At 72.7% G+C, this 12,738-nt stretch carries 11 protein-coding genes and 1 pseudogene; 7 read left to right on the forward strand and 5 right to left on the reverse strand.

The annotated features are described in order from the left end of the window. Positions 1–6: 6 nt before the first annotated feature. From ACZ3KP_RS32130 to ACZ3KP_RS32140, 3 genes are all read left to right on the forward strand, one after another. Entirely contained in the window at positions 7–399 is a 393-nt protein-coding gene (locus tag ACZ3KP_RS32130; RefSeq protein ID WP_467503860.1) for a hypothetical protein, read from the forward strand. 513 nt (positions 400–912) lie between these two features. Further along, entirely contained in the window at positions 913–1,344 is a 432-nt protein-coding gene (locus tag ACZ3KP_RS32135) for an Rrf2 family transcriptional regulator (protein WP_182909808.1), read from the forward strand. Positions 1,345–1,450: 106 nt separating this feature from the next. After that, positions 1,451–1,867: a nuclear transport factor 2 family protein gene (locus tag ACZ3KP_RS32140; RefSeq protein ID WP_467503723.1), complete on the forward strand. Its 417-nt coding sequence runs from the start codon at positions 1,451–1,453 to the stop codon at positions 1,865–1,867. 183 nt (positions 1,868–2,050) lie between these two features. Here the strand turns inward: ACZ3KP_RS32140 and ACZ3KP_RS32145 are convergent. Both ACZ3KP_RS32145 and ACZ3KP_RS32150 read right to left on the reverse strand, forming a co-directional pair. Next, positions 2,051–2,458: pseudogene (locus tag ACZ3KP_RS32145) on the reverse strand (NF041680 family putative transposase); the annotation flags it as partial. 73 nt (positions 2,459–2,531) lie between these two features. Further along, positions 2,532–4,349, reverse strand: coding sequence for a glycoside hydrolase family 3 protein (locus tag ACZ3KP_RS32150; RefSeq protein WP_467503724.1), 1,818 nt, complete (start codon positions 4,347–4,349; stop codon positions 2,532–2,534). A gap of 261 nt (positions 4,350–4,610) precedes the next feature. Between ACZ3KP_RS32150 and aroA the strand changes: the two genes are divergently transcribed. Continuing rightward, on the forward strand, positions 4,611–5,861 hold the full coding sequence (gene aroA, locus ACZ3KP_RS32155; RefSeq protein WP_467503726.1) for a 3-phosphoshikimate 1-carboxyvinyltransferase: 1,251 nt from the start codon (positions 4,611–4,613) through the stop codon (positions 5,859–5,861). Positions 5,862–6,047: 186 nt separating this feature from the next. Here the strand turns inward: aroA and ACZ3KP_RS32160 are convergent, their stop codons facing one another. Both ACZ3KP_RS32160 and ACZ3KP_RS32165 read right to left on the reverse strand, forming a co-directional pair. After that, the gene (locus ACZ3KP_RS32160) at positions 6,048–6,848 is read right to left on the reverse strand and encodes a sugar phosphate isomerase/epimerase family protein (RefSeq protein ID WP_467503728.1); all 801 of its coding nucleotides are present in this window, start codon (positions 6,846–6,848) and stop codon (positions 6,048–6,050) included. A 16-nt stretch (positions 6,849–6,864) separates the two neighbouring features. Then, a complete protein-coding gene (locus ACZ3KP_RS32165; RefSeq protein ID WP_467503729.1) occupies positions 6,865–7,800 on the reverse strand; it encodes a bifunctional helix-turn-helix transcriptional regulator/GNAT family N-acetyltransferase in 936 nt (311 codons plus the stop codon). Positions 7,801–8,182: 382 nt separating this feature from the next. Between ACZ3KP_RS32165 and ACZ3KP_RS32170 the strand changes: the two genes are divergently transcribed. Further along, entirely contained in the window at positions 8,183–8,578 is a 396-nt protein-coding gene (locus ACZ3KP_RS32170; protein WP_467503731.1) for a hypothetical protein, read from the forward strand. Between the two features lie 550 nt (positions 8,579–9,128). On the opposite strand, the gene ACZ3KP_RS32175 is transcribed toward ACZ3KP_RS32170, so the two are convergent. Continuing rightward, positions 9,129–10,175, reverse strand: coding sequence for a LacI family DNA-binding transcriptional regulator (locus ACZ3KP_RS32175; RefSeq protein WP_467503733.1), 1,047 nt, complete (start codon positions 10,173–10,175; stop codon positions 9,129–9,131). A gap of 239 nt (positions 10,176–10,414) precedes the next feature. Between ACZ3KP_RS32175 and ACZ3KP_RS32180 the strand changes: the two genes are divergently transcribed. Then, positions 10,415–11,572, forward strand: a complete 1,158-nt coding sequence (locus ACZ3KP_RS32180) for a Gfo/Idh/MocA family protein (RefSeq protein WP_467503735.1) — start codon at positions 10,415–10,417, stop codon at positions 11,570–11,572. Next, positions 11,569–12,723, forward strand: a complete 1,155-nt coding sequence (locus ACZ3KP_RS32185; protein WP_467503737.1) for a dihydrodipicolinate synthase family protein — start codon at positions 11,569–11,571, stop codon at positions 12,721–12,723. The genes ACZ3KP_RS32180 and ACZ3KP_RS32185 overlap by 4 nt, the downstream gene beginning before the upstream one ends. Positions 12,724–12,738: the final 15 nt, after the last annotated feature.

The following is a 12,738-nucleotide window of genomic DNA, read 5'->3' on the forward strand; positions in this document are numbered from 1 at the left end:
ACGACGGTGGACAGTGGTGCGACACGACGGCGGCTGGTGTTCGGCGCGGCCGTGCTGGCCGTCTCCGGGGCGCTGGCCCTCGTGGCGCCGGCGCAGGCCCAGGCGGTGACGGCCGGGAACTGCGCCGGCCGCGAGGTCCGGGCGCTGCCCTTCGCCACCGGCACGGTGCACGTCTACCGGCAGGGCGGCTACGTCTGTGCGGTCACCCTCTCCAAGGACCCCGGCACCCAGCACACCATGTCCGTCAGCGTCCAGGCCCGCGGCAACCGCCCGGTCGTCGACAAGGGCAGGTACACCCACCGCGCGGGCCCGGTGACCGTCCACGCCGGTCACCGCTGCGTCTGGGTGAAGGGCGCGGTGGCGGGCGGCTCGGTGAGTTCGGGGTGGATCCTCTGCTGAGGCCGGTGCCCCGGACGAGGCCGGCGGGGCGAAGATCGGCGTCACCGGCCCGCCCGCGACACGCCGGTTCCTGAGCACCTGTTTTCGGTCCTCTGTTTTCGGCTGGGTGTCCGAGGGCGCCGGCAAGGCTGCAGGGCGGGTGTGCGAGGGCTGTGGTGAGCGGTTGAGGCCGGGTGCTCCAACTCGTACGAGGTTCTGCTCGGCGGCCGGTCGGGCCAGGCGGTGGCGCCGTGCTGCGGCGTCCGGCCGTGGTCGCGCAGGTCAAGCCCGAGGACCGGCCTCCCGCGAAACAGTCCGCGACTGATCGTTTCCAAGGGCGGCGTCATCTCCTTGCCCCTGACCCCGGGCGTGACCCGGATACGCCGGAATCCCGCCACCGGGTGATGTTGGGGTCCTGTGGGCGGCGTGCTCCATGACGAGGCGGGCCCAGCCGGCCCCGCAGGACTTGCCACCTACAGCTGTAACAAATATGGTTACAACCAGAACCGAGGGGCGCCGGAGGTGCAGTCCGACATGAGTGCCAACAGCAGGCTGACCATCGCGGCGCACACCCTGACATGGATCGGGCTGTATCAGCGGCGTGGCCACGAGGTCGCCACCTCCGAGCAGATCGCGACGAGCGTCAACACCAACCCCGTGGTGATCCGCCGCCTGCTGGGCGAGCTGCGCAAGGCCGGCCTGGCCGATTCACGGCGAGGTGCGGGGGCGGGCTGGATGCTCGCGCGGGACCTGGCGGCGATCACTCTGCTCGACGTCTATCAGGCGATCGAACCGGGGCCGATCTTCGCCCTGCATCGCGCGACACCGGACCCCGAGTGCGTCGTGGGCCACGGCATCGGGCCGGCGATGACCGCCGTGTACGACGACGTGGAGGCCGCCCTGTGCAGGGAGCTGGCCAAGACCACGCTGGAGGATGTACTGCGGGACGTCCTGAAAGCTGCCTGACCTCGGACCGTCGACTTCCCCTGGCCGGGGGGAGTCGCATTCCACGGCCGTCGATGTAACCAAAATGGTTACGCCGACGAAAAGACAGAAGACAAGGACAAGGACGATGACAACAGACGCTCAGACCTCGCGGACCGTGGCCGAGAAGTTCCTGGAGCGCCTCGGCCGGCAGGACCCCGACGGCATCCAGGAACTGTTCTCCGAGGAGATCGACTGGCACGTCCCCGGCAGTGACGCGCTGCCCTGGACCGGGCGCCGTACCCGCCGGGAGGAGGTCGCGCCGTACTTCACCACGATGTGGTCGCACTTCGCGGAAGGCCGGAGCAAGGTCGTGCTGGAGCGCTTCATCGTCGACGGCGGTGACGTGGTGCTGCTGGCGGTCTTCACGCACACCGCCGCACCCACCGGCAAGGAGTTCACCACACCGGTGGCCCTTCACCTGGCGATCGAGGACGGCCGGATCGCTCGCCTGTACGTGTACGAGGACACGCTGGCCGTCGCCGAGGCGTTCAACGCCGGCTGAGCGGAAAGACTTCAGGGGCCCCTGCGGCCCGGGGCAGCCGGGCATGGGCGCAGAGGGTCGGCCGAGACGCGGCCGCAGCTGTCGGCGGATCTCTCCCCCCGGTCGCGTACAGGCCTCCCGGTCGTCAGACCAGGTGGTGCCAGGCGGCGCACCGTGGTTTCGTGCCGACTTCGTGATGGGCGGGCGGCTGTATGCCTCGCCGGTCGCAAGGACGCGGCCCACGTCGTGACGGGCGGCTGGACGGCGGTTCCTCGAACCAAGTGGCCTTCCTGGTAGGTGCGTTGATGGTTCCGGTGCGCTGGTCGGGGAGCCGGTCCTCGCGCGCAGGTTCCTGAACCCCCGTCGGACGCGGGCGGGGGTGAGTCTGTTCGGCTCGGTCGGTTTCTCCCGAGGTCTGCGGAGGCCGGTGGCCAGTGGCCGGGCGAGTCGGAGCTGGGCGTAGGCGGCGATCACCAGCCATGTCCACCGGTCGGCCGCTTCCGAGCTGCGAAGCCGGGGCTTGGTCCAGCCGAGGGTCTGCTTGAACAGGCGGAACGTGTGCTCCAGGTTGAAACGCCTCAGGAAGGACTGCCGGCAGCGGTCAACGTCCGCCGCCCTCGAGGGCGCTCAACAGTCCCAGACCGAACGGGACTTCAGAAACCGGTACTGATACCGCCCCCCAGGCTCACACCCGGTCGGTCCCGTGCGTCCGGTACGTCAGCCCGTGGCCGATCGGGTAGAGCACCCGCGCCGGGTCGTCCGCACGCTGCACCGGCACCGGCAGGCTGCCCCGCGGCGCCACCCGGCCCGCGATCACCCGGGCGGCGGCCCGCAGTTCGACGTCGGTCCAGGAGTAGGACGCCAGACAGGCCTTCATCATGGGCAGGTGCGCGACGTCATAGGGATTGCGCACCGCGACCACGACCACCGGCCGCCCGGTGCCGACCAGTTGCTCCACCAGCTTCCGCTGTCCGCCGCCCGCCGTGACGTTGTACGTCCCGACGACCACCGCGTCCGACCCGCCGGCCGCCGCGACCGCGCTGTCGATGGTCTCGGCGGAGGGGTCGGTACCGGTGGACAACGCGCGTGCGGTGAAACCGAGTTCGGTGAGGGCGGCGGCCAGGACACCGGTGGGCGGACCCGTCGTACCGGACGGGGAGGCCGGGTCGGCGCCCACCACCAGCACCCTGCCGTGCGTACGGGGCGACAGCGGGAGCACGCCGTCCTCGTTGACCAGCAGGGTGGTGGTGCGCTCGGCGACCCGGTCGGCGGCGGCCAGGTGCCCGGCGGTGCCGACCACCCGGAGCACGTCCTTCGCGTCGACGTAGGGCCGGTCCAGCAGCCCCAGCCGGGACTTCAGCCGCAGGACGCGCAGGATCGACTCGTCCAGCCGGGACTCCGTCAGTTCGCCGTCCTGGACGGCCTTCAGGACGGCGTGCCACGCGACGTCGAGGTCGGGCGGGTCGAGGAGCTGGTCGACACCGGCCTTGAGGGCGAGCACGGGCACCCGGTCGTCACCGTACTTCGTCCGCACGCCCGCCATGCCCAGCGAGTCGGTCACCACGACCCCGTCGTAGCCGAGTTCGCCGCGCAGGATGCCGGTGACGACGGGGTGGGAGAGGGTGGCCGGGTCGCCGGAGTCGTCCAGGGCCGGGAACTGGATGTGCGCGGTCATGATCGAGTCGATGCCGGCCCTGATCGCGGCCCGGAAGGGCACCGCGTCGAGCTTCTCCCACAGCTCCCGGCTGTGCGTGATGACGGGGAAGCCGGTGTGGCTGTCCACGGCGGTGTCGCCGTGGCCGGGGAAGTGCTTGGCGGTGGCGGCCACCCCGGCCTCCTGGTAGCCCTGCGCCTCGGCGGCGACCAGCGCGCCCACCGCGTGCGGATCGGCGCCGAAGGAGCGCACGCCGATGATCGGGTTGGCCGGGTTCACGTTGACGTCGGCGTCGGGGGAGTAGTCCTGGCGGACGCCCATCGCCCGCAGTTCCGCGCCGGAGATCCGGCCGAGGGTGCGGGCGTCGGCCGTCGAGCCGCCCGCGCCGATCGCCATCGCGCCCGGGAACAGGGCGGCGGGCTCACCGATCCGGCAGACGGCACCGTGCTCCTGGTCGGTGGCGATGAGCACGGGCAGTCCGCGCGGCTGGTCCAGGGACGCCCGCTGGATGCCGTTCGACAGCTCGGCGATCTGCCGGGGGTCACGGGTGTTGTGGGTCCAGGTGAAGTAGATGACGCCGCCGACGCGGTACTTCGCGACGAGCTCGGCGGCGGTGCGGACGCCGATCTCCCTGAGGTTGGCGTCGATGTCGGCCTGGTCGGGGGCGGTCGCGGAGTGGCCGTAGAACCGCACCACGAACAGCTGGCCGACCTTCTCCGGGAGGGTCATCCGGGAGACGAGCGAGCGCAGGGCCTCGTCGTCGGTGCCGAGGGAGTACGCGCTGTTGCCGACGGCCAGTGCCGCGGTGACGCCCGCGGTCGCGGCGAGGAGGGTGCGTCTGGAGGGCACGTGCGCTCCTTGCGGTGGGGGGAACGGCTGAGGGCACGGTATCCGCAACGGGGCCGCCACCGGCGCATTGGCGGGGCACGCCGACGGCGGCGGCCCGGCACCCGCAAGGAAGCGCCCCGAAGGGGCGCTGGGGGTACCCCCGGCCGAAGGCTGGGGGAGGAACTGCGCGAGCAACCCCCACCGGCCCGCGCACGACGATCCCCCTGTTCCACCCCGTGGACAGGCATCCCCCACCCGCCGGGAACCGGAGATCATCGACGCATGCCCCTCGTCCACATCCCCGGCTCCAAGTCCGTCACCGCCCGCGCCCTCTTCCTCGCGGCCGCCGCCGACGGAGTCACCACCCTCGTCCGCCCGCTCCGCTCCGACGACACCGAGGGCTTCGCCGAGGGCCTGGCCCGCCTCGGCTACCGCATCGGCCGCACCCCGGACACCTGGCAGGTGGACGGCCGCCCGCAGGGCCCCGCGCTGCCCTCGGCCGACGTCTACTGCCGGGACGGCGCCACCACCGCCCGCTTCCTGCCCACCCTCGCCGCCGCCGGCCACGGCAGCTACCGCTTCGACGCGTCCGAGCAGATGCGCCGCCGCCCCCTCGCCCCGCTCACCCGTGCCCTGCGCGACCTGGGGGTCGACCTGCGCCACGAGGCGGCGGACGGCCACCATCCGCTCCGCGTCGAGGCGGCCGGGGTCGAGGGCGGCGAGGTGACGCTCGACGCCGGGCAGTCCTCGCAGTACCTCACCGCCCTGCTGATGCTCGGCCCGCTGACCCGCAGGGGCCTGCGGATCCGGGTGACGGACCTGGTCTCCGCGCCGTACGTGGAGATCACGCTCGCGATGATGCGGTCGTTCGGGGTGGAGGTGGCGCGGGAGGGGGACACCTTCGTCGTACCGCCGGGCGGCTACCGGGCCACCACCTACGCGATCGAGCCCGACGCCTCCACCGCGAGCTACTTCTTCGCCGCGGCGGCCGTGACGGGCCGTGAGGTCACCGTCCCGGGGCTCGGACAGGGAGCCCTTCAGGGCGACTTGGGCTTCGTGGACGTCCTGCGGCGGATGGGCGCGGAGGTGGAGGTCGCCGCGGACCGCACCACCGTGCGGGGCACCGGCGAACTCCGCGGCCTCACCGTCAACATGCGGGACATCTCCGACACCATGCCCACCCTCGCGGCCGTCGCCCCCTTCGCGGACGGACCCGTCCGCATCGAGGACGTGGCCAACACGCGGGTCAAGGAGTGCGACCGGCTGGACGCCTGCGCGGAGAACCTGCGCCGGCTGGGCGTGGACACCGAGACGGGCGAGGACTGGATCGAGATCCGCCCCGGCACCCCCGCCCCCGCCGAGATCAAGACCTACGGCGACCACCGCGTCGTCATGTCCTTCGCGGTGACCGCCCTGCGCACCCCGGGCATCACCTTCGACGACCCGGCGTGTGTGAAGAAGACCTTCCCGGACTTCCACGAGGCGTTCGGGGAACTGGCGGCGGGCTGGGGGATCCCGCTCGACGCCGCCTGAGGGCCCGGCTCCGCGCCGACGGGCCGTGTCGTCCTGCCGCCCCGTCGCCCACGTGCCGGGGCCCGGCCGACGCGCCGGCGGCCCGGCCGACGCGCCGGCGGCCCGGCCGTCGTGCGGTGGGGCGTCTGTCGCGTCGGTGGGCTGGCTGTCGTGCCGGTGGGGCGGTTGTGCGCGGTGGCGCCGTGCTCACGCCGATTCGTTGAGCAGCCGGGCCAGGTGGTCGCGGCCCGCCTGCAGCAGACCGGGCAGCGGGGCCGCCGACTCGTACCAGCGCTTCTCGTACTCCCAGCACAGCCACCCGTCCCAGCCGTGCCGGGAGAGGACCTCCACGCAGTCGGAGAGGGGCAGGATCCCGGCGCCGAGCGGCAGCGGGGTGGTGTCCTCGGCCGAGGCGATGTCCTTGACCTGGACGTAGCCGAGGTGGGGGGCGAGGGCGGCATAGGTCTCGGCGGGCTGTTCGCCGCCGAGCCAGGTGTGCATCACGTCCCAGAGCGCCCCGGCCATGCGGTGGCCGACCGGGCCGAGGATGCGGATGGCGTCGGCGCCGGTGCGGTGCGAGTCGTGGGTCTCCAGCAGGACGCGCACGCCGAGCGCCGAGGCGTCCTCGGCGACCGTGCCGAGCCGCCGGGCGGCGATCGCGTCGGACTCGGCGACCGGCAGGTCGGGGTCCGCGCCGGGGAAGACGCGGACGAAGGGGGCGCCCAGGTCGTGGGCGAGCTGGAGGAGTTGGCGCACCTCGTCGATGACCGGGGCGTCCTCGCCGGGTGCGGCGACGCGCGCGTACCCGGCGACGCCCAGGACTTCCACCCCGCACGACTTGAACTCGGCGGCGATGTCGGAGCGTTGGGCGGGTCCGAGGCCGGGGTGCACCGGTTCCTCCGGATGGGCGCGCAGCTCCACACCGTGGTAGCCGTGCGCGGTGGCGAGCGCCAGTACGTCCGTGACCGGCAGACCGGGGACCCCGAGGGTCGAGAAGGCGAACTTCATGTCCACCAACCTAGTCTCACCGGCCCGTTCCGTGCAGATCGAGCCGCCAGTCCTGCCCGACCAGGTCCTGCCCGAAGGAGCGGTGCGGTTTCTCGGCGCTGAGGACGAAACCGTGCCGCTGGTAGAGGCGGCGGGCCGAGGACAGGATGTCGTTGGTCCACAGCACCAGGTCCCGGTAGCCGACCCCGCGCGCGAAGTCGACCACGGTGCCCACCAGCCGGTCCCCGATGCCGAGCCCGCGGGCCTCCGGCTCGACCAGCAGCAGCCGCAGCCGCGCGGTGCCGGGGGCGTCGTCCCGTACGCACATCACGCAGCCCACCGGCCGCCCCGCCCGCTCGGCGATCCAGGTCCGCTCCAGGTGCGGGTCGTGGTCCTCGGCGTAGTCGGCGACGATCCGGGCGACGAGCCCCTCGTAGTCGGCGTTGAAGCCGTACTCGGCGGCGTACAGCGCGGCGTTGCGCTGCACGATCCAGCCCAGGTCGCCGGGGTGCGGCTCGCGGAGCACCGCCTCGTCGGCGGCGTCCGGGGCGGGCCCGTCGCCGAGGATCGTACGGATGGTGCGCATCGCCTCGGCGAGGCGCACCCGCTCGGCCGGGCCGACGGCGCCGAGGAGCGCGCCGACCGACTCCCGGGCCCGCTCGTCCAGCAGCCCGGCGGCGGACCGGCCGGCCGGGGTGAGGGACACCCGTCGCCGCCGGGGGTCCCTGCGCGAGGGGGCGCGTTCGATCAGTCCGGCCTCCTCGAACTTGTTGAGGATCCGGCTCAAGTACCCGGCGTCCAGCGCGAGATCGGTGCGCAGGTCGGCGGCGTCGGTGTCCGTGGCGTGCGCGAGCTCGTACAGCACCCGGGCCTCGGTCAGGGTGTACGGGGCGTAGAGATGGCGGCCGTAGTCGAGGGCGCCGATGAGGTTGGTGTAGAAGCGGTTGAAGGCGCGGACGTCCTGGACGGTCATACTGGTCTCCGATGTTTGACTGAGTCAGAGATACCGTCCTGCGAGGCTATCCCGTCACCTCGTCAGGTCGGAAGGCGTCGGCCCGAACGCGGGCCCCGCACACTTCACTTGTTCTTTCGGCTCGGAACCGGTTCTGCTTTTGACTTCGAAGCGTCAGCGCCGTAGGTTTATACACGAACGTCACTTATGTCCGTTTCAACTTCGGGAGTGACGTGGTCCGCCGGAGAACCCGTGCGGTGCGGAGAACCGGCATCGAGGGCGGCGGACGCGCTCAGAGCTGCGCGCAGGCTCTGGAGCGCACGCAGGGCGGCCCCCCGGAGCGGCCGCCGTACACATCCACACCCTCGGAGAGGGGCGAAACATGCGCGCGCACACCACACGGATGAAGAGGGTTGCCATCGCAGCGCTCTCGGCACCCATCCTGGCGCTCGGCGCCGGAGCGGGAGTCGCCGGCGCAACCACCATCTCCGCACCCGCCCACGTCAACACCTTCCTGGCAGACCACGGCGGAGGCGGCGGCGGAGACCACGGCGGCGGCGGAGACCACGGCGGCGGCGGTGACCACGGCGGCGGCGGTGACCACGGCGGCGGCGACTACGGCGGTGGCGGTGACCACGGCGGTGGCGACTACGGCGGTGGCGGTGACCACGGCGGTGGCGACTACGGCGGTTACGGCGGCGACCACGGTGGCGACCACGGTGGCGACCACGGCGGTTACTGGGGTGACAACGAGGACTACGGCTGGGGTGGCGGCTACGACAATGGCTGGGGAGACTGAGCCAAGTCGCGGTCTCTGACGCTCCCTGGGAGCAAAGGAAGGACCCGGGTGCCCGTACGCGGGCACCCGGACCCGTGCACCAGAACCCTCACGGGCCACCAGGACCCAAGGCTGCGGATGCGGTGACCTGAGGCGTCAGCCAACGGCTGCGGGAGCCTCGGGCGCCGCTCCTGGAAAGCCAGTGGGGCGGCCGCACGTACACCGCGCCTCGGCCGGGGGTGCCTTGAGGCGTGGCCTTGTGGGGTGTAGCCGGGGTTTGGGGGAGCCGGTCGGGCGGTCCGCGCGTACACCGCGCTTCGGTCGGGGGTGCCTTGGGGCGTGGCTTTTGGGCTGCCCTCCGGGAGTTTGCGGGAGTCTCGGGCGCCGCTCCTCGGGGCCCGGCGGGCGGCCCGCACGCACACGTCGCCTTTCCGTCGGGGTGCCTCGGGCGCCGCCCCCTCGGGGTCCGGCCGGGCGCCCCGCGCGCACGCCCCCGTCCGCCGAGGGTGCCCCCGGATGTCACCTCTTCGTCGACGGTGAACGGGTGGGTGGGTGGGACCCTCCCGGAGCCTCATCCCCGCGGCGCCCCCGACGACCCCCGCACCATCAACTCCCCCCGCACGGTCGCGATCCCCCCCGGCGGAGGCTCCTCCCGCCCCATGGCGATCCGCCCGGCCCGCGCCCCCGCCTCCGCCAACGGCAACCGCACCGTCGTCAGCGCGGGCACCGCGTCGATGCTGAACGGCAGGTCGTCGAACCCGGCCACCGACACGTCCGCCGGGATCCGCAGCCCCGACTCCCGCAGCGCCGCGCACGCCCCCAGCGCGACGGAGTCGTTCGCGGCCACCACCGCCGTGAGCGAAGGGTCCCGCCGCAGCAGCTCCAGCGTCGCCTCGTACCCCGCCCGCCGGTCGTACCGGCCGTGCACGGTCCAGCGAGGGTCCTCCTCGATCCCGGCCGCGGCCAGCGCCGCCCGGTGGCCCTCCAGCCGGTGCCGGGTGGTCGTCCGCTCCTCGGGACCGGCGATGTACCCGAGCCGCCGGTGCCCGAGCCCGATGAGGTGCTCGGTGAGCTGCTTGCCGCCCCCGCGGTTGTCGAAGGTCAGCGCCACCGCGTCGGTGTCCGGCGCCGGCGGCCGCCCGCACAGCACCACCCGGGTCCCGGCGTCCGCCAGCTTCCGCAGCTTCGCCGCCACCGCCGCCGCGTGCGGCGCGTCCTCCACGGCCCCGCCGGTCAGCACCACGGCGGCCGCCCGCTGCCGCTGGAGCAGGGTCAGATAGGTCAGCTCCCGCTCGGGCGACCCCCCTGTGTTGCACACCACAGCCAGCCGCTCGCCGCCCGCTCGCCCGCCGGGCCCGCCGATCTCCGACTGGATCGCGCCCGCCATGATCCCGAAGAACGGGTCGGCGATGTCGTTGACGAGGATGCCGACGAGGTCGGAGGTGGCCGCCGCCAGCGCGCTCGCCGGGCCGTTGAGGACGTAGTCCAGCTCGTCCACCGCTCGCAGCACCCGCTCCCGAGTGGTCGCCGCCACCGGGTAGTTGCCGTTCAGTACGCGCGACACCGTCGCGGGCGAGACCTGGGCGCGGGCTGCCACGTCCGCCAGGGTCACCGTCATGTCGTCGTCCTCCGGTCGCGCATCTCGTCGTACGTCGTCGTACACAGACTGATCAACAGCCAGCTCAAAGGAAGCCCCCTTGCCGTGCAGACCATAAGGCCAATCACCCCGGTTGTTCGCCCCCTCGAACGACTCGACCCCGTCACGGTCTTGTACAGACCAGCGGGGAAAGGCTAGCTTCAGACCGTATAGAAAGCGCTTGCTGCGCCGCTGGGGCGCACGCGGACGAAGGGAAACACGTGACACGCAAGACGGTGCGTATCGCCATGAACGGCGTGACCGGGCGCATGGGCTACCGCCAGCACCTCGTCCGCTCGATCCTCGCGCTGCGCGAACAGGGCGGCCTCGACCTCGGCGACGGCACCGTGCTGTGGCCGGAACCGGTCCTCGTCGGCCGCCGGGAGCACGCGCTCCGCGAGATCGCCGACCGGCACGGCCTGTCCTCCGAGCACGTCTCCACCGACCTGGACGCGATCCTCGCCGACCCCACCGTCGACATCTACTTCGACGCCCAGGTCACCTCCGCCCGCGAGGACGCCCTGAAGCAGGCCATCGCCGCCGGCAAGCACATCTACACCGAGAAGCCGACCGCGACCGGCCTGGAGGGCGCCCTGGAGCTGGCCCGGCTCGCCGAGGCGAAGGGCATCAAGCACGGCGTCGTCCAGGACAAGCTCTTCCTGCCCGGCCTGCTCAAGCTGAAGCGGCTCATCGACGGCGGCTTCTTCGGCCGGATCCTGTCGATCCGCGGCGAGTTCGGCTACTGGGTCTTCGAGGGCGACTGGCAGACCGCCCAGCGGCCGTCCTGGAACTACCGCGCGGAGGACGGCGGCGGCATCGTCGTCGACATGTTCCCGCACTGGGAGTACGTGCTGCACGAGCTGTTCGGCCGGGTGAAGTCCGTCCAGGCCCTCACCGCCACCCACATCCCGCAGCGCTGGGACGAGGGCGGCAAGCCCTACGACGCCACCGCCGACGACGCCGCCTACGGCATCTTCGAACTCGACGGCGGCGCCATCGCCCAGATCAACTCCTCCTGGGCGGTCCGCGTCAACCGCGACGAACTCGTCGAGTTCCAGGTGGACGGCACCGAAGGCTCAGCGGTCGCCGGCCTGCGCAACTGCCGTGTCCAGCACCGCAGCGCGACCCCCATGCCGGTCTGGAACCCGGACATCCCGGCCACCTACGCCTTCCGCGAGCAGTGGCAGGAGATCCCGGACAACACCGAGTTCGACAACGGCTTCAAGGCCCAGTGGGAGCTGTTCCTCAAGCACGTCTACGCTGACGCGCCCTACCACTGGGACCTGCTGGCCGGCGCCCGCGGCGTCCAGCTCGCCGAACTGGGCCTGCAGTCCTCGGCGCAGGGCCGCCGCATCGACGTCCCGGAGATCTCGCTGTGACCATCCGTCTGCCCCTGTCCGACGGCTCGTTGCGGACGTACGAACCCCGCACCGAACCGCTCGCGGTCACCCCCGGCACCCCCTTCACCTCCCGTACGGTCTTCTCGGCGGCGCACGTCGTCGCCGACCCGTTCGCGGACACCAACCCCGACGCGCCCGCCGCGGTCGACTGGGACGCCACCCTCGCCTTCCGCCGCCACCTGTGGTCGCACGGCCTGGGCGTCGCCGAGGCGATGGACACCGCCCAGCGCGGCATGGGCCTGGACTGGGCGGGCGCGGCCGAGCTGATCCGGCGCAGCGGCGCCGAGGCGAAGGCCGTCGGCGGCCGGATCGCCTGCGGCGTCGGCACCGACCAGCTCACCGGCCCGGCGACCCTGGCCGAGGTCCGGGCCGCCTACGAGGAGCAGCTCGCCCTCGTCGAGGAGACCGGCGCCCAGGCCATCCTGATGGCCTCCCGGGCGCTGGCCGCGGCCGCCTCCGGACCCGAGGACTACCTCGACGTCTACGGCCACCTGCTCCGCCAGGCCTCCGAGCCGGTCGTCCTGCACTGGCTCGGCCCCATGTTCGACCCGGCCCTGGAGGGCTACTGGGGCTCGTCCGACCTGGACGCGGCCACCGGCACCTTCCTGGAGGTCATCGCCGCCCACCCCGACAAGGTCGACGGGATCAAGGTGTCGCTCCTGGAGGCCCGGCGCGAGATCGACATCCGCCGCCGCCTGCCCGGCGGGGTCCGCTGCTACACCGGCGACGACTTCAACTACCCCGAGCTGATCGCGGGCGACGAGCAGGGCTTCAGCCACGCCCTGCTCGGCATCTTCGACCCGCTGGGCCCGCTGGCGGCACATGCGGTCCGCGTCCTGGACACCGGGGACACGGCGGGCTTCCGCGGCCTGCTGGACCCCACCGTGGAACTCTCCCGCCACCTCTTCCAGGCCCCCACCCGCTTCTACAAGACGGGCGTGGTGTTCCTGGCCTGGCTGGCCGGCCACCAGTCCCACTTCACCATGGTCGGCGGCCTCCAGTCGGCCCGTTCCCTTCCGCACTTCACCCGCGCCTACGAACTCGCCGACGGGCTGGGCCTGTTCCCGGACCCCAAGCTGGCCGAGGACCGCATGAAGACCCTCCTCGCCCTGCACGGAGTGAACCAGTGACCGGCGACCTGTCCC

Source organism: Streptomyces sp. NPDC020958 (assembly GCF_055562175.1).

Coding starts and splice junctions, on each gene's coding strand:
- ACZ3KP_RS32170 (WP_467503731.1), top strand. CDS start 8,183: ATGAAGAGGGTTGCCATCGCAGCGCTCTCGGCACCCATCCTGGCGCTC.
- aroA (WP_467503726.1), top strand. CDS start 4,611: ATGCCCCTCGTCCACATCCCCGGCTCCAAGTCCGTCACCGCCCGCGCC.
- ACZ3KP_RS32135 (WP_182909808.1), top strand. CDS start 913: ATGAGTGCCAACAGCAGGCTGACCATCGCGGCGCACACCCTGACATGG.
- ACZ3KP_RS32175 (WP_467503733.1), bottom strand. CDS start 10,175: ATGACGGTGACCCTGGCGGACGTGGCAGCCCGCGCCCAGGTCTCGCCC.
- ACZ3KP_RS32160 (WP_467503728.1), bottom strand. CDS start 6,848: ATGAAGTTCGCCTTCTCGACCCTCGGGGTCCCCGGTCTGCCGGTCACG.
- ACZ3KP_RS32165 (WP_467503729.1), bottom strand. CDS start 7,800: ATGACCGTCCAGGACGTCCGCGCCTTCAACCGCTTCTACACCAACCTC.
- ACZ3KP_RS32140 (WP_467503723.1), top strand. CDS start 1,451: ATGACAACAGACGCTCAGACCTCGCGGACCGTGGCCGAGAAGTTCCTG.